Origin of the sequence: Thermocrispum sp. (assembly GCF_002919275.1) — a bacterium.
Classification (GTDB): domain Bacteria; phylum Actinomycetota; class Actinomycetes; order Mycobacteriales; family Pseudonocardiaceae; genus Thermocrispum; species Thermocrispum agreste.
This window is the reverse complement of sequence record NZ_PKFA01000007.1, coordinates 26,366-44,093: the sequence shown is the minus strand read 5'-3', so window position 1 is coordinate 44,093 and position 17,728 is coordinate 26,366. Positions and strand designations below refer to the sequence as shown.

General features: G+C 69.8%; 16 protein-coding genes and 2 pseudogenes. 10 read left to right on the top strand and 8 right to left on the bottom strand.

What is annotated here, in order from left to right:
* Positions 1-5: 5 nt before the first annotated feature.
* A complete protein-coding gene (locus CXP56_RS01645) occupies positions 6-1,169 on the bottom strand; it encodes a LolA family protein (RefSeq protein ID WP_028847663.1) in 1,164 nt (387 codons plus the stop codon).
* Positions 1,170-1,308: 139 nt separating this feature from the next.
* Here CXP56_RS01645 and CXP56_RS01640 point away from each other — a divergent pair, with 139 nt between their 5' ends.
* The 4 genes from CXP56_RS01640 to CXP56_RS01625 all read left to right on the top strand — a co-directional run bounded on the left by CXP56_RS01640 (position 1,309) and on the right by CXP56_RS01625 (position 4,139).
* The gene (locus tag CXP56_RS01640; protein ID WP_286899329.1) at positions 1,309-2,001 is read left to right on the top strand and encodes a response regulator transcription factor; all 693 of its coding nucleotides are present in this window, start codon (positions 1,309-1,311) and stop codon (positions 1,999-2,001) included.
* 14 nt (positions 2,002-2,015) lie between these two features.
* Entirely contained in the window at positions 2,016-3,371 is a 1,356-nt protein-coding gene (locus tag CXP56_RS01635) for a sensor histidine kinase (RefSeq protein ID WP_051310250.1), read from the top strand.
* On the top strand, positions 3,368-3,760 hold the full coding sequence (locus CXP56_RS01630) for a (deoxy)nucleoside triphosphate pyrophosphohydrolase (RefSeq protein WP_028847666.1): 393 nt from the start codon (positions 3,368-3,370) through the stop codon (positions 3,758-3,760). The genes CXP56_RS01635 and CXP56_RS01630 overlap by 4 nt, the downstream gene beginning before the upstream one ends.
* Before the next feature lie 76 nt (positions 3,761-3,836).
* A complete protein-coding gene (locus CXP56_RS01625; RefSeq protein ID WP_028847667.1) occupies positions 3,837-4,139 on the top strand; it encodes a YciI family protein in 303 nt (100 codons plus the stop codon).
* 520 nt (positions 4,140-4,659) lie between these two features.
* On the opposite strand, the gene CXP56_RS01620 is transcribed toward CXP56_RS01625, so the two are convergent.
* On the bottom strand, positions 4,660-4,854 hold the full coding sequence (locus CXP56_RS01620) for a hypothetical protein (protein WP_038045012.1): 195 nt from the start codon (positions 4,852-4,854) through the stop codon (positions 4,660-4,662).
* Between the two features lie 188 nt (positions 4,855-5,042).
* On the opposite strand from CXP56_RS01620, the gene typA reads away from it, so the two are divergent.
* Positions 5,043-6,944 (top strand): translational GTPase TypA, encoded by a 1,902-nt coding sequence (gene typA / locus CXP56_RS01615; RefSeq protein WP_028847668.1) that lies wholly within the window; start codon positions 5,043-5,045, stop codon positions 6,942-6,944.
* A 113-nt stretch (positions 6,945-7,057) separates the two neighbouring features.
* Entirely contained in the window at positions 7,058-8,785 is a 1,728-nt protein-coding gene (locus CXP56_RS01610; protein WP_286899324.1) for an ABC transporter family substrate-binding protein, read from the top strand.
* Between the two features lie 145 nt (positions 8,786-8,930).
* Here CXP56_RS01610 and CXP56_RS01605 read toward each other — a convergent pair whose 3' ends face one another.
* From CXP56_RS01605 to CXP56_RS01580, 6 genes and pseudogenes are all read right to left on the bottom strand, one after another.
* Positions 8,931-9,929: an ABC transporter ATP-binding protein gene (locus CXP56_RS01605; protein WP_028847670.1), complete on the bottom strand. Its 999-nt coding sequence runs from the start codon at positions 9,927-9,929 to the stop codon at positions 8,931-8,933.
* On the bottom strand, positions 9,922-10,959 hold the full coding sequence (locus CXP56_RS01600) for an ABC transporter ATP-binding protein (RefSeq protein WP_038045013.1): 1,038 nt from the start codon (positions 10,957-10,959) through the stop codon (positions 9,922-9,924). The genes CXP56_RS01605 and CXP56_RS01600 overlap by 8 nt, the downstream gene beginning before the upstream one ends.
* 5 nt (positions 10,960-10,964) lie before the next feature.
* Positions 10,965-11,732, bottom strand: a pseudogene (locus CXP56_RS01595) (ABC transporter permease); the annotation flags it as partial.
* A 303-nt stretch (positions 11,733-12,035) separates the two neighbouring features.
* Positions 12,036-12,254 (bottom strand): annotated as a pseudogene (locus tag CXP56_RS01590) (ABC transporter permease); the annotation flags it as partial.
* Between the two features lie 7 nt (positions 12,255-12,261).
* Entirely contained in the window at positions 12,262-13,185 is a 924-nt protein-coding gene (locus CXP56_RS01585) for an ABC transporter permease (RefSeq protein WP_028847672.1), read from the bottom strand.
* A gap of 134 nt (positions 13,186-13,319) precedes the next feature.
* Positions 13,320-14,957, bottom strand: coding sequence for a peptide ABC transporter substrate-binding protein (locus CXP56_RS01580; protein WP_286899321.1), 1,638 nt, complete (start codon positions 14,955-14,957; stop codon positions 13,320-13,322).
* 379 nt (positions 14,958-15,336) lie between these two features.
* Here CXP56_RS01580 and CXP56_RS01575 point away from each other — a divergent pair, with 379 nt between their 5' ends.
* Genes CXP56_RS01575 through CXP56_RS01560 form a run of 4 tightly spaced genes read left to right on the top strand, consistent with a single transcriptional unit; the run spans position 15,337 to position 17,687 of the window.
* Complete coding sequence (locus CXP56_RS01575; RefSeq protein ID WP_028847674.1) at positions 15,337-15,618, top strand: hypothetical protein; 282 nt, start codon at positions 15,337-15,339, stop codon at positions 15,616-15,618.
* Positions 15,615-16,448: an N-acetyl-1-D-myo-inositol-2-amino-2-deoxy-alpha-D-glucopyranoside deacetylase gene (mshB, locus tag CXP56_RS01570; protein WP_038045015.1), complete on the top strand. Its 834-nt coding sequence runs from the start codon at positions 15,615-15,617 to the stop codon at positions 16,446-16,448. Before CXP56_RS01575 ends, mshB begins: the two co-directional genes overlap by 4 nt.
* A complete protein-coding gene (locus CXP56_RS01565) occupies positions 16,445-17,035 on the top strand; it encodes a hypothetical protein (protein ID WP_342665109.1) in 591 nt (196 codons plus the stop codon). Before mshB ends, CXP56_RS01565 begins: the two co-directional genes overlap by 4 nt.
* Positions 16,920-17,687 (top strand): hypothetical protein, encoded by a 768-nt coding sequence (locus CXP56_RS01560; RefSeq protein WP_342665120.1) that lies wholly within the window; start codon positions 16,920-16,922, stop codon positions 17,685-17,687. Before CXP56_RS01565 ends, CXP56_RS01560 begins: the two co-directional genes overlap by 116 nt.
* Positions 17,688-17,728: the final 41 nt, after the last annotated feature.

Here is a 17,728-nt window from a genome sequence, read left to right as displayed (position 1 = left end):
CGTCCTCACTTCGCCAGTGCTTGCTCGAGGACCTGCACCGGGACCGCGCCGACGGCGAACCGGCCGTCGTCGGTGATCAGCGCCGAACCTGCATTGCTGGTGATCACGTAGCCGGCACCGAACGCGCCGGTGATCCGCTTGCCGTAGCCGTCCAGCAGGTCCTGCGGCGATTCAGCGTCGCCGTCCCACCGGTCCGACTCCCCGTCCGGGTGGGCTCGCTCCGCCGGCACGTCCTGGGGGACCTTGCCGGTCAGCACGGTGTCCCAGCCGTCACCGACGACGTCGAGCGCGCTGCCGAAGCGCTGCATGGCTTCCTGCTCCTGCGGCGACGGGGCCATGTCCGCGCGTTCCTTCAGCGCCTTCTGCGCGTCGACGATCTTCGCGTCCTTCGGCGGGGTGAACTCGAACAGCCGCTCGGGTTGTGCGCCGACGGTGAACTCCGTGAAACCGAGGCTGAAGATCGGCTCGGTGGACCCGTTGCCCATCACCTCGAACCGCAGCGGCAGCCGGGTCTCGGCGTCGACGGCCACCTTCACCTCGCGCAACACCGTGCGCTCGGTCGGCTTCGGGGTCAGCACCAGCTCGTAGGCCGGGCGGTCGGCCACCATGGCCGTGCCGTCGACCGTGATCGTGCTGGTCTCGGACAGCCGATCGACGATGGCTTGGGCGACCTTGGCCGGGTCGGCCATCTCCGCAGGCTGCCTGCTGGGGATCCGCCGGGGGCCCGGCTTGCCTGCCTGCTCCCTGGCGGCCTCGACGTCGTCGGTGTCCAGGCGGGTGGCGGTGTTCTCCGCCGAGTCGTAGGTCCACAGTTCGTCGGCGTTGCGTACCAGCGTGAACTCGGCGCTGAGGTCCTGGATGGCGATGCGCACGCCCTCGTCGCCGTCGTGGAAGATCCGGGCGGATTCGAACCCGAGGCCGAAGCTGGCGGCGCCCGAGCCGTCGCCGCCGGTCGGGACCGGCAGACCGAGGTTCTGCTGCATCACGACCTTCCCGGCGAACGCCGGCGGGTCGGCCTGCAACGCGGTCCGGACGAGTTCCTGGGCGCTGATCTCGGGCAGCACCGGCGCATCGTCCGCGCCTGCGGGCACGGTCAGCATGACCAGGCCCCCGACGCCGAGTGCCGTCCCGGTCAGCGCCGCGACGAGCCCTTTCGTTCGTGGTTGCATGTCTTCTCCCTGCGTCGTCGACCAGTGTTCCCGGCCTGCCACCCACCTTCCACCCCGGTGGCTGAGATCGGGCTGAGGAGCTGAGACCGCGCTGAGAGGACCGCGCGCCTTCGTCTGCCGGTTCGGGGATAGTGGGTACATGCAACCGCGCGTTTTGGTCGTCGACGACGAACCAGGGGTGCGCAAGGCGCTCGACCGGGGCCTGCGTGCCGAGGGAATGGATGTGGTGACCGCGGCCGACGGGCCCACCGCGTTGCGGTTCGCGCGCACGGGGACGTTCGACGCCGTCCTGCTGGACATCATGCTGCCCGGGCTGAGCGGCTACCGCGTGCTGCAGCAGCTGCGGGCCGAGGGGGTGCGGACACCCGTGCTGCTGGTGTCGGCCAAGGACGGGGAGATCGACCAGGCGGACGGCCTGGACCTGGGGGCGGACGGCTACGTGGTGAAACCCTTCTCGTTCGTCGTGCTGCTCGCGCAGCTGCGCGCCGTGCTGCGGCGGGCGGCGGAGAGTTCGATGCGCGGCACGGTGCGCATCGGCAGGCTGGAGGTCGACCGGTCGGCCCGCACCGCACGCTGGGGCGGCACCACCGTCCCGCTGAGCCCGCGCGAGTACGCCGTGCTCGAGGTGCTCGCCAGCCGGGCGCCCGCGGTCGTCACCAAGGACGAGCTGCTGGCCGAGATCTGGGGTGACGAACAAGCGGCCACGCGCAACAACGTCGAGGTCTACGTCGGCTACGTGCGGCGCAAGCTGGCGGCGGCGGGCGCGGACGGGCTGGTGCGCACCGTGCGGGGGCACGGTTACCAGCTGGACGAAGCCCTGCCGCCGGTCTGATGCAGGACCGGCGAATGCACCCGGTCGACTCCCTCCCGGCTCGGCGCCGACGCCGGTTTCCCTTCACCGGCACGCTGCGCGGACGCATCACGCTGGTGGCGACGGCAGTGACCGCCGCCTGCCTGCTCGGGCTGGCCGTGCTCGGCGGGCGGTCGCTCGAGTCGTTGCTGCTGGACTCGCTGGACGAGGACCTGGCGAACACGGTGGAACCGGCGGCCAGGGTGGTACGCGCAGGCGAGCTACCCGCCGAGCGACCCGGTCTCACCGTGCGCGTGCTGGACATCGCCGGGAACCCGGTGGACGGTCGCGGCGACCGGCCGTTGACGGCCGCCGCGGTGCGTCAGCTCAAGGCAGGGCTGCCGGTGCAGACGGCGGGCAACCCACCGGTGCGGTGGCGGGGCACCGTGGCGACCGCGCCGGACGGCTCGCAGCGGCTGGTGGTGGCCGGGGCCGGCCTGGTGGGCTTCACCGCCGCGCTGGCCGGTGGTGCCAACGGCTTGCTGCTGGCCGCGGTCGTCGCGGCGGTGGTCGCCGGCGTCGTGGTGTGGGTGGCCGTCGGGGCGGCGTTGCGGCCGGTCGGCCGGATGCGGCGGGCGGTGCGGCGGCTGGCGGAGTCGGAGCGGTTGCCGGTGCCGCGGACCGGGGACGAGCTGCAGGCGCTGGCGCGCGACTTCAACCACCTGCTGGACCGGCAGGAGCAGGCCGCAGATCGCCTCCGCCGGTTCACCGGCGACGCGGCGCACGAGCTGCGCTCGCCGGTGGCGTCCATCCGGGTCCAGGCCGAGGTGGCGGTGGCCAACCCGGACCCGGACACGGCACAGGAAGTGCTCGGCGACGTGCTGGCCGAGTCCGAGCGACTGTCGGCGTTGCTGGACGGCCTGCTGGCGCTGGCCCGTTCGGACGCCGGTGAGCTTCCCCCGGCAACCCCGGTGGAGCTGGTCACCGAGGCCCGCGCCGCGGTGGGCCGCCTTCCCGCGGACGGGCCGGTGGTCAAGGTCAACGCGGCGTCGCCCGAGGTGTGGGCACAGGCCAATCACGCCGAGGTCGAGCTGGTGCTGGACAACTTGCTGCGCAACGCCGTCCGCTACGCACGTGCGCAGGTGGTGGTGTCCGTGCTGACGGCGCGCTCGGTGGCGCGTGTCGTCGTCGACGACGACGGCCCCGGTGTGGCTCCGGAACATCGCCAACGCGTGTTCGACCGCTTCTACCGGGTGGCGGATGATCGAGCCAGGGACAGCGGCGGTGCCGGTCTCGGCCTGGCGCTGGTGGCCGAGCTGGTCAGGCGGCGCGGTGGCCGTGTCGCCGTGGGGGAGTCACCCGAGGGCGGGGCCAGGTTCCAGGTGGCCTGGCGTGCGATGGAGGCGGAATGACCGACGTGACGGTGGTGGGCGGCGCGCTGGTGCGCCGCGGCCTGCTGCTCGCCGCGCAGCGCGCCCATCCGGCGGAGATCGCCGGCAAGTGGGAGCTGCCCGGCGGTAGGGTCGAGCCGGGGGAGGACGAGGCCGCGGCCCTCCGCCGGGAATTCGCCGAGGAACTGGGGGTCGAGGTCGGCGTCGGCGCACGGATCGGGCCAGACCTGCCGCTGTCCGCCGGGAAGGTCCTGCGCATCTTCCTGGTGCACCTGGCCGACGGGCAGGAACCGCAGGCGCTACAGCACCGCGCGTTGCGCTGGCTGTCGGCGCGCGAGCTGACGGAGGTGGACTGGCTGCCCGCCGATCGCGCGGTGCTGCCGGACCTGCAAGCGCTGCTGGACGGGTGACGACCGGTCGCATCCGGCCGGATCGGGCTTACCGTGGTAGTCGGGCCCCGCAACCACTGGTGAAGGAGGGGCGACCATGTACGTCGTACTGAGCACCTGCACCGCGCCGATCGAAGAGATCGACCTCGTGCTTCCCGACCACGCCGAGTGGTTGTCCCGGCATTACGCGGCCGGTGACTTCCTGCTCTCCGGCTGGCGGACGCCGCGCGTCGGCGGGGTGATCCTGGCCAGGCGGATGCCGCGGGGGAAGCTCGACGCCATCCTGGCCACCGATCCGCTGGCGTACCGCCACCTGGTGCACTACGAGGTCATCGAGTTCGAAGCCACCCGGACCGCGCGCGAACTGAACGAGCTGAACGAGGCACTGGCCGCGCACTGAGTGCGCACTGAGGCGGCGTCGCGGCGCTTCGGCCCTCGGCCGGGCGCGCTCCTGACCGCGTGACAGGCCGGCGACAGGGGCACGCCGGGCTGTGTGTCCGCTGCCGTGTCTGGTTGCGGATTCGGCTGTGTCGGCCGTGGTGTCGGGTTGCCTGGCAGGTCGTTGGGCGGGGCGCGCGCGGGATCGTGTGTCGGCTGCCGTGTTTGGGTACGGGGCGGGTGCATGTCGGGCTGTGTCGAGCGCCGATCGGGCCGCGGCAGGTCGTCGACAGGGGCGCGCTGGTGCTGTGTGTCGGCCGTGGTGTCGGGCTGCGGTGGCGGGTCGTTGGGCGGGGCGCGCGGGATCGTGTGTCGGCTGCCGCGTCAGGCCACCAGGCAGGCGGCGTGTCGGCTGTCGCGTCGGGCTGCGTGCCGGCTGTTGCGGTGGCAGTCGTCGTCGTGGGTCGCCGGCCGGGCCGTGTGTCACCCGCCGGAACTTGTTTCATCCGGTGCGTCAGGCCGCGCTTCACCCGGCTCCGCAGTCAGGCCGCGCGGGCCAGCTTCTTCTGTGTCTTTTTCAACGCGCGCACCGGGCATTTCTTGCAGCGCGGCTGGGACTTGCAGCACTTCTTTTTGACCTTGCCCTTTTTGATCAGCTTGCGCACCCTGGCCTTGGCCCGCTGCCTGATCGCATCCGCCGTGGCCGCCTGCGTGGCCTTCGTGGCCTTCTTGCCCACCGAAATGTCCGTTCGCTGCCGAAATCGCTCTTTCCCAGGCTAGGTGGCGTGTCGGGAAAGGCGGTGTGCGGATGGCCACACCGGACGGGCAAGTATCCTGAAATGGCCGCCAGGAGCAGCGCGTTTCCCGCGTGCGGATCGCGGTGGCGTCCCGATGCACCCCGAAAACTCCGTGGAGGAGCCGACTCGTGTCCGCATCCGCAGGCAAAGCCCGCGTCCGCACCGACCTGCGCAACGTGGCCATCGTGGCGCACGTCGACCACGGCAAGACCACGTTGGTCGACGCCATGCTCAAGCAGGCAGGCGCCTTCGGGGACCACGCCGAGCCGGTGGACAGGGTGCTGGACTCCGGCGAGCTGGAGCGGGAGAAAGGCATCACCATCCTGGCCAAGAACACCGCGATCACCCGCGGGGACGTGACCATCAATGTCATCGACACCCCAGGCCACGCCGACTTCGGCGGTGAGGTGGAACGCGGCCTGGCCATGGTCGACGGGGTGCTGTTGCTGGTAGACGCCAGCGAGGGGCCGCTGCCGCAGACCCGGTTCGTGCTGCGCAAGACGCTGGAAGCCAAGCTGCCCGTGGTGCTGGTGGTCAACAAGGTGGACCGCTCCGACGCGCGCATCTCCGAGGTCGTCGAGCAGACCCAGGACCTGCTGCTGGAGCTGGCCGCCGACATCGAGGACGTCGACCACGACGCGGTGCTGGACCTCCCGGTGATCTACGCGTGTGCCCGCACCGGGCGGGCATCGCTGAACCAGCCCGCCGACGGCGGTCAGCCGGACGACGCCACGCTGGACCCGCTGTTCGAGACGCTGCTCGACCACATCCCGCCACCGACCGGCGACCCGGACGAGCCGTTGCAGGCACTGGTGACGAACCTGGACGCGTCGAGCTTCCTCGGCCGGATCGCGCTGGTCCGCATCCATTCCGGCAGGCTGCGCAAGGGCCAGACGGTCGCGTGGCTGCGCGAGGACGGCAGCGTGCAGCACGTCCGGATCTCCGAACTGCTGGTCACCAAGGGCCTGGAACGGGTGCCCGCCACCGAGGCGGCAGCCGGGGATCTGGTGGCGATCGCCGGCATCCCGGAGATCACCATCGGCGACACGCTGGCCGACGTCGATCATCCGGTGGCCCTTCCGCGGATCACCGTCGACGAGCCGGCCATCTCGATGACCATCGGGGTGAACACGTCGCCGCTGGCCGGCCGCGGCGGCGGGGACAAGCTCACCGCCCGGCTGGTCAAGGCACGGCTGGACAGCGAGCTGGTGGGCAACGTGAGCATGCGGGTGCTGCCCACCGATCGCCCGGACACCTGGGAGGTGCAGGGCCGCGGCGAGCTGGCGCTGGCCGTGCTGGTCGAGCAGATGCGCCGGGAAGGGTTCGAGCTGACCGTCGGCAAGCCCGACGTGGTGACCAAGATGATCGACGGGAAGCTGCACGAGCCGTTCGAGCGGCTGACCATCGACGCACCGGAGGAGTACCTGGGCGCGATCACCCAGCTGCTGGCCGCGCGCAAGGGCCGGATGGAGCACATGTCCGGCCACGGCACCGGCCGGATCAGGCTGGAGTACGTCGTCCCGGCGCGCGGGCTGATCGGTTTCCGCACCGACTTCCTGACCGAGACCCGCGGCACCGGCATCGCCAACCACGTCTTCGAGGGCTATTTCCCGTGGGTGGGCGAGCTGCGCACCCGGCACTCCGGCTCGCTGGTCGCCGACCGCAGCGGCACGGTGACCACGTACGCCCTGCTGCAGCTGGCCGACCGCGGCACGTTCTTCGTCGAGCCGGGCGCCGAGGTCTACGAAGGCATGGTGGTCGGGGAGAACCCGCGCGCCGAGGACCTGGACATCAACATCACCAAGGAGAAGAAGCTCACCAACATGCGCTCGTCCACCGGCGAGGAGCTGGAGCGGCTGAACCGCCCGCGCAAGCTGGGCCTGGAGGAGGCGCTGGAGTTCTGCGCGGCCGACGAGTGCGTCGAGGTCACCCCCAAGGCGATCCGTGTCCGTAAAGTCGTCCTCGAGGCATCGACCCGCGCGAAGGAGCGGTCCCGGGCCCGGTCCCGCGACGCGGCCGCGGTCGGCTGAGCCAGGAATTCCGGCTGCCGGCCGAGATCACGGTGCCGTATCCCGCAAATCGGCGGCGCGCCCTCGAACGCTCTGGCAAAGTTCGCTGCACAGGGTCGAGTGAGGAGCTGTTGATGAGCCGTCGTCGGACATGGCGAGTGGGGGCCGCACTGGGTGCAGTTCTGCTGGCTGTGGTGGGCTGCACCAGCACCCCACCGCCGCCACCGCCCCCGACGTCGGTGCCGCCGAGCCCGACCGCGAGCAGCACGCCCGATCAGATCGTCATCGGGGTCGACTCGATCGCCGGCGGGTACAACCCGCACCAGCTGGCCGACATGTCCACCACCACGACGGCGCTGGCCCAGCTGCTGCTGCCGTCGGTCTACCGGCTGGGTCCGGACGGCAAGTACCAGCTGGACAAGACCCTGATGCGGTCGGTGGAGGTCGTCGACGAGGACCCGTTCACCGTGGCGTACACGCTGCGGCAGGACGCCTCGTGGTCCGATGGGGCGCCGATCGCGGCGGAGGACTTCCGCTACCTGGCGGACCAGATGCGCACTCAGCCGGGCACGGTGGGGCCCGCCGGCTACCGGCTGATCACCGACGTGCAGTCCAGGGAAGGCGGCAAACGGGTCGAGGTGACCTTCGCCAAGCGCTTTCCCGGCTGGCGGTCGCTGTTTGCGAACCTGCTGCCGTCGCACCTGCTCAAGGACATCCCTGGCGGATGGCAGGAGGCGATGATCAGCAGCTATCCCGCCTCCGGCGGGCCGTATGCGATCAAGACGATCGACGTCGGCCGTGGCGAGATCCTGATCGAACGCAACGAGCGGTACTGGGAGAAGCCGTCGGCGGTGGACCAGCTGATCCTGCGCGCGGTGGACAGCGAGGGGCCCGCCGAGGAGCTGCGGAACAACAACCTGCAGTTCTCGCTCACCGCGACCGATGCCGGCCGGATGGCCGACCTGCGCGCGCTCGGCAAGGCGGTCGAACTGCACACCGTGCACCGCCCGCAGGTGGCCGAGATCGCGTTGCGCCCGGTGCGCGAACCGCTGGCCGACGAGCAGGTGCGGGAAGCGATCGCGGCACTGATCGACCGTGACGAGCTGATCCGGATCGGCACCGGTGGTGGCCCGGCCGAGAAGTTACGCGCCGACGCCCAGGTCCTGGCCCCTTCGCAGCGCGCCTATCGAGCCACGTTGCCCGCCGACCGTGGCAAGCCCGACCCGCAGCGCGCGGAGTCGCTGCTGCGGCAGGCAGGCTACCGGCTCACCCCGGAGGGCTGGGCCGACGCGGACGGGGAACCGCTGAGCCTGGTGGTGGCGTCTCCCGGCGAGCAGGAGCCGTACGCATCGATCGCCGAGCGCCTCGCCGAGCAACTGACCGAGGCGGGCGTCGAGGCCAAAGCGGTGCAGCCGGACCCGCGTGAGCTGTATGCGGTGGACCCGGCGGACCCGGACGCCGAGCCGATCGACGACGGCTCGGGCAACGAGGTGTTCGTCGACGTCCTGGTCGGGCCGCGGGCGGTGAGCCTGGATCCTGCCACGGACTTCGCCTCCCGCTTCTCCTGCCGGAAGGCGGACACCTCGGACGACACCGACGCCGACTTCGAGCCGGGCAACGTCGCCGGCTGGTGCGACCAGTACCTGCAATCCAGGGTGGACGACGTGCTGACGGGGGAGCGCTCGCTGCGCAGCGAGCTGGGCAGTCTCGAACCTCGACTGTGGCGGGAGAACGTGACCATCCCGCTGTTCCAGCTCGCCGACACGCTCGCGGTCGGCCGGGACGTCTCCGGGGTCACCCAAGGGCCTCCGCTGGCCGGCCCGTTCGGCTCGGCGGTGAACTGGCTGCGCATCACCGAGTGACGCCGGGACGGGAGCCGGTGCTCCGCGCTGTGTGCGCCCGCCGGGCAGCGGCGCGCTGCAGCGAGTGATTCGTGACGACACGGACCGACGACAGCGAAAGGCCCCTGCCGCATCCGGCAGGGGCCTTTCGCGCAGGGAGTGAGTGTCACGGAACCACCGATCGCTCCTCGGCGAAGTGACACGCGCTCGGGTGTCCGGCGACCCGGTCCACCAGCTCCGGCACCTTCTCGGCGCACAGTTCCTGTGCCTTCCAGCAGCGGGTGCGGAACCGGCATCCCGACGGCGGGTTGAGCGGGCTCGGCACGTCACCCTCCAGGCGGATCACCTGCCTGGTGCCCCGCACGTCCGGGTCGGCCACCGGGACGGCGGACAGCAACGCCTGGGTGTACGGGTGGGTGGGCCGCTCGTAGATGTCGTCCTCGGTGCCGATCTCCACGATCTTGCCCAGGTACATCACCGCGACCCGGTCGGACAGGTGACGCACCACCGACAGGTCGTGCGCGATGAAGATGTAGGACAGGCCGAATTCCTTCTGCAGCGAGTCCAGCAGGTTCATCACCTGCGCCTGGATCGACACGTCCAGCGCCGACACCGGCTCGTCGCAGATGATCACCTTCGGCCGCAGCGCCAGCGCCCTGGCGATGCCGATGCGCTGCCGCTGACCGCCGGAGAACTGGTGCGGGTAGCGGTTGATGTGCTCGGGGTTGAGCCCGACCACCTCCAGCAGCTCCTGCACCTTGCGCCGCCGGGAGTCCTTCGGCGCGACCTCGGGGTGGATCTCGAACGGCTCCCCGACGATGTCACCGACGGTCATCCTCGGGTTCAGCGACGTGTACGGGTCCTGCAGCACGATCTGGATCTCGCGGCGCAGCGCCCGCAGCTCGTTGCCGCGCAGCTTGAAGATGTCCCTGCCCTCGAACAGCACCGAGCCGCTGGTCGGGGGCTCCAGGCACATCAGCACTTGAGCCAGCGTCGACTTGCCGCAGCCGGACTCGCCGACCACGCCGAGCGTCTCGCCCTTGTGCAGGTCGAACGAGACCCCGTCGACGGCCCGCACGTGGCCGACCGTCTTCTTGAACACGATGCCCTGCCTGACCGGGAAGTGCTTGACCAGGTCACGCACCTGCAGGATGGGCTCAGCCATTGCGGACCACCTCCTCGGCGAAGTGGCACTTGCTGTACCGGCCGTTGCCGAGGTCGTGGTTGCCCGGCACCGTCGTGCTGCACACCGGGGCCGCCTGCGGGCACCGCGGGTGGAACGGGCAGCCGCTGGGGATGTTGAGCAAGCTCGGCGGCAAGCCCTTGATCGTCTCCAGCGTCTGGCCCTTCTGGTCCAGCCGGGGCAGCGAGTTGAGCAGCCCGATGGTGTACGGGTGGCCCGGTGCCTTGTACACCGAGCGGGCGTCGCCGTGCTCGACGATCCGGCCCGCGTACATCACCGCGATGCGGTCGGCGGTCTCCGCCACCACGCCCAGGTCGTGGGTGATGAGGATCAGCCCCATCTGCCGCTCGTTCTTGATCTCGGCCAGCAGGTCCATGATCTGGGCCTGCACGGTGACGTCCAGCGCGGTGGTCGGCTCGTCGGCGATGAGCAGCTGCGGGTCGAGCGCCAGCGACATGGCGATCATCGCGCGCTGCCGCATCCCGCCGGAGAACTCGTGCGGGTACTGCCGTACGCGACCCTTGGCGTTCGGGATGCGCACCAGGTCGAGCAGCTCGATGGCCCGCTTGCGGGCCTCCGCCTTGCTCATCCCCTTGCGGATGCGCAGCTGCTCCTCGATCTGGAAGCCGACGGTGAACACCGGGTTCAGCGCCGACAGCGCGTCCTGGAAGATCATCGCGATCCCGTCGCCGCGCAACAGCCGCCGCTTCTCCGGCGACAGCTTCAGCAGCTCCTGGCCGCGGAACTTGATCGAGCCGCCGGTGACGAACGCCGGGGGCGAGTCGAGGATGCCCATGATGGTCTGGGCGGTGACGCTCTTGCCGGAACCGGATTCACCCAGCACCGCCAGCGTCTCCCCGGCGTCGACGTGGTAACTCACGCCGTTGAGCACCTTCGCCACACCGTCGCGGGTGCGGAACTCGACGTGCAGGTCGCGCACTTCGAGCAGGGGTCCGTCCTGCCCGTTCGTGGTGGGGTCGGTCAACACCGACTCTGACGTGTTGGCAGTCATGGCTCCTACTTCAGCTTCGGGTCGAGCGCCTCGCGGACGGCGTCGCCGATGGTGACGAACACCAGCACGGTGAGCGTCAGGAACGACGCCGGGAAGATCAGCAGCAACGGCGAGGCCCTGATGTAGTCGCGCGAGTCGGCGATCATCACGCCCCACGACACGGCCGGGTCACGTAGGCCGATGCCGAGGAACGACAGCGTCGCCTCGGCGCCGATGAACGCGCCGAGCGCGATCGTGGCGTAGACCAGCACCGGGGCGAGACAGTTCGGCAGCAGGTGCCGGAAGATGATCCGGGCGGACGACGCGCCGAGCGCCCTGGCGGCCTTGACGTAGTCCTGCTGCTTGGCAGCGATGACGGCGGATCGCATGATGCGCATCGACACCGGCCAGGACAGCACCGAGATCGACATGACCACCATGGCCACGATGGCGGGTGCGCTGTCGAACCCCGCCGACCGGAACGCGCTCAGGATGACGATCGCGCCGAGCACGAACGGCAGGCCGAAGAACACCTCGCCGATGCGGGACAGCAGGCTGTCCAGCCAGCCACCGAAGTAGCCGGACAGGATGCCGATCAAGCTGCCGATCAGCACGGTCAGCAGGGTCGCGCTGAACCCGACCAGGAGCGTGTAGCGAGTGCCGTAGACCACCCGCGCGTAGATGTCACGGCCTTGCTGGTCGTAGCCGAACGCCGCCCCGACCTCGACGGTCGACAAATCGTCCAGCGCGATGAACAGGCCGGCGCCACCCGCCACGGCGAGCAGGGCGACCACGCCCCACGTGCCGGCGTTGCCGCGCAGCAAGCGGCTGACCTTCGGCACGCCGGACACCACGCCGCAGGCGAACACGAGCGCCCCGATGACCAGGTACAGCGTAACCGAGTTGATCAAGCCGCCGGCGAGCAGCAGGACGCCGCCGATGCCCGCCACGTAGGGCGCCATCTTCCTGCTGACGCCGTCCCGCAGCTTGCCCACGGTGGCCAGGATCGCGGCGATCACGGTGATGCCCGACCCGATGATGGCCAGCACGGTGGCCAGGTACGGCACGTTCGGCCCGATCCTGGCGCGGTCCAGGTCCCGCAGCCGCGGGTTCTCCTCGGCGAACCAGGACGGGAAGATCGCCACCACGACCAAGAACGCGATGACGGCCATCGAGATGACGAACAGCGGCCGCCTGGTCAGGTCGTGCCATGCGTCCGACCACAGGCTGCGGGTCTTCTCCTTGGTGCCCGTGGCGTGCTCGGCCGCGGTGATGTAGTCGCCGGTCTGACCGGCGGGTACGCCTTCGGCGGCCATCGTGGGGTCACTCATAGCGGATCCTCGGGTCGAGAACGGCGTACAGCAGGTCGATGATCAGGTTGGTGATCAGGAAGACGATCACCAGCAGCACGACGACACCGGTGACGACGGTGCCCTCCTTGGACAGGATCGACGAGTAGACCAGCCCGCCGACGCCGTTGATGCCGAAGATGCCCTCGGTCACGATGGCGCCGCCCATCAGGCTGCCCAGGTCGGTGCCCAGGAAGGTGATCACCGGGATCATCGAGTTGCGCAGCAGGTGCACGCCGACCACGCGGCGCTGCGGCAGGCCCTTGGCCACCGCGGTGCGGACGAAGTCGGCGCGCCGGTTCTCCGCGATCGACGTCCTGGTCAACCGGGCGACGTAGGCCATCGACAAGCTGCCGAGCACGAAGCCTGGGGCGAGCAGTTCGGTGAAGCTCGGATCCGACGACACGGTCAGGTCGATGATGTCCAGCCAACTGCCCAGCACCAGCTGGACGACGAACGCGATCACGAACACCGGGAACGCGATCACCACCAGCGTGGACACCAGCACCAGGTTGTCGATGAAGCTGCCGCGCCGCAGGCCGGTGAGGATGCCCGCGGTGACGCCGATCAGCGCCTCGAAGCCGACCGCGATGGCGGCCAAGGTGATCGACACCGGAGCGGCGGCCTCGATCAGTTCGCCGACCTCCCGGTCGGAGTAGGTGGTCCCGAAGTCGCCCTGCAGCAGATTGCCCAGGTAGGTGAAGTACTGGACGAAGATGTTCTCGTCCAGGTTGTACTTCTCGATCATCGCCTGGCGGAACTCCGGCGGACACGTGCTCTTGCACATGCCGGCGAACGGGTCGCCCGGCAGGGCCCACACCAGCACGTACACCAGGAACGTGGTGCCGATGAACACCGGGATGAGTTGCAACAAGCGTCTTATGACGTAACGGCCCATGAGCTCTCCTTATCCACCGGTGCCGCCGCTACGGGGATCAACCCGCCGGGCACGGTACCGGTTGGCGGTCGGCAGACGGCGGCTGACCCACCAGCAGTGGGCCAGCCGCCGTCGGTGCATGCGACCGAGCGCGGTCAGTCTTCCGACTTGATCCGGACCGAGAGCAGGTCGAGCTCGCCGGTCAGCTTGCCGACCTTGACGTTCTCGAGCCGTTCGGACCAGCCCGCGATGTACGGGTTGCTCCACAGCGGGATGACCGGCATGTCCTGCGCGATCAGCTCCTCGGCCTCGTGGTACAGCCGCGCGGCCTCTTCGTCGTCGACGGTCGCGTCGGCCTCGGCCAGCTTGGCGTCGACCTTCGGGTTCGAGTAGCCGTTGTCGTTCGACGAGGCACCCGTGCGGAAGATCGGGTTGAGGAAGTTCTCCACGTGCGGGTAGTCGGCGCCCCAACCGGCGCGGTAGATCTGGGTCATCTCCCGGTTGTTGACCATCTCACGGATGACGCCGAACTCCTGCACCGGCACGAACTTGCACTCGACACCCAGGGCGTCCTCGATCTGACCGCAGACCGCCTCGATCCACTCCTTGTGGCCACCGTCGGCGTTGCTGGTGATCTCGATCGGCTTGTTGCCCCAGTCGGTCTTGTCGAACAGCTCCTTGGCCTTCTCCGGGTTGTGCTCGCACAGCTCGCCGCAGGCGCCGTCCTCCCACAGCGGCAGGTTCGGCACGCCGTAGCCCTTCACCGGGGTGCGGCTACCGCCGTAGATCTTGTCGGAGATCTGCTGGCGGTCGATGGCCATCGAGATGGCCTTGCGCAGGTTCGGGTCCTTGAACTTCGGGTCGTACAGCGGGAACGACAGCTCCTGGATGGACAGGTTGCCCGACGGGCCGGAGCGGCCCTTGAGGTCCTGCTGCCAGACGTTGTCGACCAGCGCCTTCGGCGGCATGTTGTTCAAGAAGTCGAGGTTGTTGTCGCGAACCGCGTCGTAGTCCGACTCCGGGGTACCGAAGCGGAACTCGACGGTCTTGATGCTCGGCTTCTTCGGGCCCTGGTAGTCCTCGAAGCGCTCGAGCACGATGCTGTTCGCGGTCTGCTTGACGAACTTGAACGGGCCGGAGCCGATCGGCTTCTTCTCGAACGCCTCCTTGTTCTCGAAGAAGGCGTCCGGCAGCGGCATGAACGCGCTGTAGCCGACCTTGTACTGGAACGCCGGCATCGGCTTGTCGAACTCGACTTGCAGCGTGTAGTCGTCGAGCGCCTTGACGCCGGACATCTCCTTCTTCTTCGGCGTCGGGGCCTTCTTCGGGCCGTCGCCGTCGGGGTCTTCGCTGGTGACGTCCTCGTAGCCCTTGACACCGACGAAGAAGCTGGAGTGCTGCTGGGCGTTCGGCGTGTAGGCGGTGTAGTTCCACGCCTTGACGTAGTGCTCCGCCTTGATCTCGGTGCCGTCGTGGAACTTCCAGCCCTTCTTCAGGGTGTAGGTGATCTTCTTGCCGTCCTCCGAGACGTCGACCTTCTCGGCGTGCTCCGGCACCGGCTCACCGGTGTCGGAGTCGTAGCGCATCAGGCCGCTGTAGAGGACCTCGACGATCTTGCCGCCGCCTGCTTCGCTGGTGTTACCCGGGACGAGCGGGTTCTCCGGCGCGGTACCGCTCACCGTGATCTTGCTGTCTGCCGCCTCGCCGGCGCCGTCGTCGCCGCCGCAGGCGGTCAACGTCAAGGCGACGATGGGCACCAAGGCCACTGCCGCCATCCAGCGTGGTCTACGCATGGGTCTCCTCCGAGCTCATACCTTGAGGTGTCTCGCGTTGCGCGGCACAGGGTTGCCGCGGGCTTTGTCGGAATAGTCGTCGCTCATCCCGGACGTTGGGACGCTAATGCGCCGCTGTCGTCAACTGGCCACGAATGACGTCACGAAGCCGTCACAATCGGACACTACTACCTCTTTTGGGCTAATAATGTCCAGTCCGTCGAGTGGTCCTTTTACCCGACAGTAACAATGCGAATGCGGCCGACTACCCCATGTGTATGGCATTGACGCAGAGCCGCATCGTCCTCGCCGACAGTGTCCGAAGTGAGCCGCCGCGCGGGTCGCGGTTCGCCGGGTCCTAGGCTGTCCGCGTGGGGGTCAGGGACGAAAGAAGCGGCGGATGAAGCATCTGCACAGCGGTGAGGCCCGGGACGCCTGCCACGACGACGGCACCGTGGTGCTCGTCACCTCCGGCCGGATCCCGGTCTTCGACGGGGTGCTGCCGGCACCGGTGCAGGGACCGGGTGGCCAGCAACCTCCGTCCGCCGAGCAGTTCGTGCAGGACCGGGTCGGCTGGAACGAAAGGCCGCCGGGGCCGGTGACCCCGCCGGACGTGGTGGGCGGCGCGGTTGCGCGCCGTGGCCGCCTGCCCAGGATCGACCGGACAGCGGTAGGCGTATGAGTGATCGCACTTTGCTGCTGGTGCACGCGCACCCGGACGACGAAACGCTCGCGACCGGAGGCGTCATTGCCCGTTACGCCGCGGAGGGCGTACGGGTCGTGGTCGTGACGTGCACGCTGGGCGAGGAGGGCGAGATCATTCCGGCCGAGCTGGCGCAGCTGGGCGCATGGGCGGCCGATCAGCTGGGCGGATACCGGCACGGCGAGCTGATGGCCGCGTGCCGGGCGCTGGGTGTCGCCGAGCACCGCTACCTGGGCGGCATCGGCCGCTGGCGGGATTCCGGGATGGCGGGCACCCCCTCGGCCGAGCATCCCCGCGCCTTCGTCCGGGGCGACCTCGACGAGCAGGCGGCCCAGCTGACGGCGATCATCGACGAGCTCCGGCCGCAGGTGGTGGTCACCTACGACGAGTTCGGCGGCTACGGGCACCCGGACCACATCCGCGCCCACCAGGTCACCATGGCCGCCGCGGTGCGGGCCGAGCCGGTGCGGCGGGTCTTCCACGTGGTCTCGCCGCGTACCCCGGTGGCCGAATCGCTGGACCGGTTGCGGTCGGTACCCGGGTTGCCGTTCACGGTGCCGGAGATCGACGACGTGCCCACCGTCCCGGACGACGTGGTCACGACCGTCGTCGACACCCGGAGCGCGGCCGCCGCGAAGCAAGCCGCCCTGCGCGCGCATGCCACACAGATCGCCGTGTGGGACGGTCCGCCGGTGTGCTGGGCACTGTCCAACAACCGGGTGCAGCCGGACCTGACCGCCGAGTACTTCCGGCTGGCGCACGGGCCGTCCGGTGGATGTTCCGACGACTTGTTCGGCGGGCTGGCATGAGTCGTCCGGAAAGCCATGGCAGCCGTGCGGACGTCGCCGACCAGCTGTTGCTCACGCTGCTGCTGGTCGACGCCGTACTGCTGGCGGTGCTCGAGGTGTTCTTCGTGCCGCTGCGGCTGGACGGAGCGGTGTTGCCGCTGGCGGGCTGGTACCCGTTGCCGATCAGCCTGGTGGTGGCTGCGGTCAGCACACCGTGGCTGGTGTCGCAGACTGCCCGGGTGGCCGTCCGCATGCACGCCCCGGTGGGGCTGGCCGCGCTGCCGTTGGCGCTGTGGCTGGCCACGGTGCTGGTGCTCGGCCTGGGCGGCCCGGGCGGCGACATGGTGCTGATCCAGGACTGGCGGGGCATCGGCCTGCTGGCCGCCGGTTCGATTCCGGGTGCGCTGATGCTCGGTGTGCGGTTGGGTCGACAGTCGACGGACAACGGAGTGAGCAGGGGGAGTCGTGGCGGAGCCGATCAGCGACAAGCAAGTGGTGGCGGTGCTGCGCCCGTTCGTGGCGGCCACCGCACCGGTGCTCGACGCTCTGCGCGAGGCCGACCCGCTGGGGCTGCGGGCGAAGATGGCGGCGGCCGAGGAACGCGGTGAGTCGCTTGCCGAGCTGGAGCAGGTCGAACCGACCCTGCGCAGGCGGCTGATCGACGGGCTCGCCGCGGTACGGGTGCCAGGCAGTGCGGGCTGGCAGCGGATGGACGCCGAGGAACGCACGGCGTGGTGGATCCACCGCGTCGGCCGCATCACGGCGCTGATCACCGCCGTTCCGGGCCTCGGCGGTGCACTGGCCGACCGGTTTCCGGTGCAGGACGCGGTCGGCGCCGCCGCCCAGGGGCTGCTGTTGTGCGCGATCGCAGGCGAGCACGGCGTGACGGACAAGGCCGATCGGGTGCGGCTGCTGGCATGGGTGCTGTTCGACCGCGACGTCGACCGGGCGTTGGCGGCCGGTGAGCAGCCAGAAGAACGCCGGCGCATCGGCGAGCTCACCGAGGACCTGCCCGGCAAACCCGGCGGCAAGATGTCGCTGAAGGCGTTGGCGGTCACGTTGTGGCGCCTCGGGCGGACGCTGCTGGCGATCAGCGACGAGCTGGAGAAGCGCCCGCAAGGCCGCTTGATCTATCGGATGTTCGGGGTGTTCCCGGTGATCGGGGCACCCGCGGACTACTTGTCCGAGCGGTCGGCGCTGAAGAAGGCGGCCAAGCGGGCCAGGAGGTGGATGCAACAGCATGCCGGCACGCAGGCGTGAGCCCGCCAGGCCGGTGCGTCGGTGCGCGCCTGCCAGGCCGG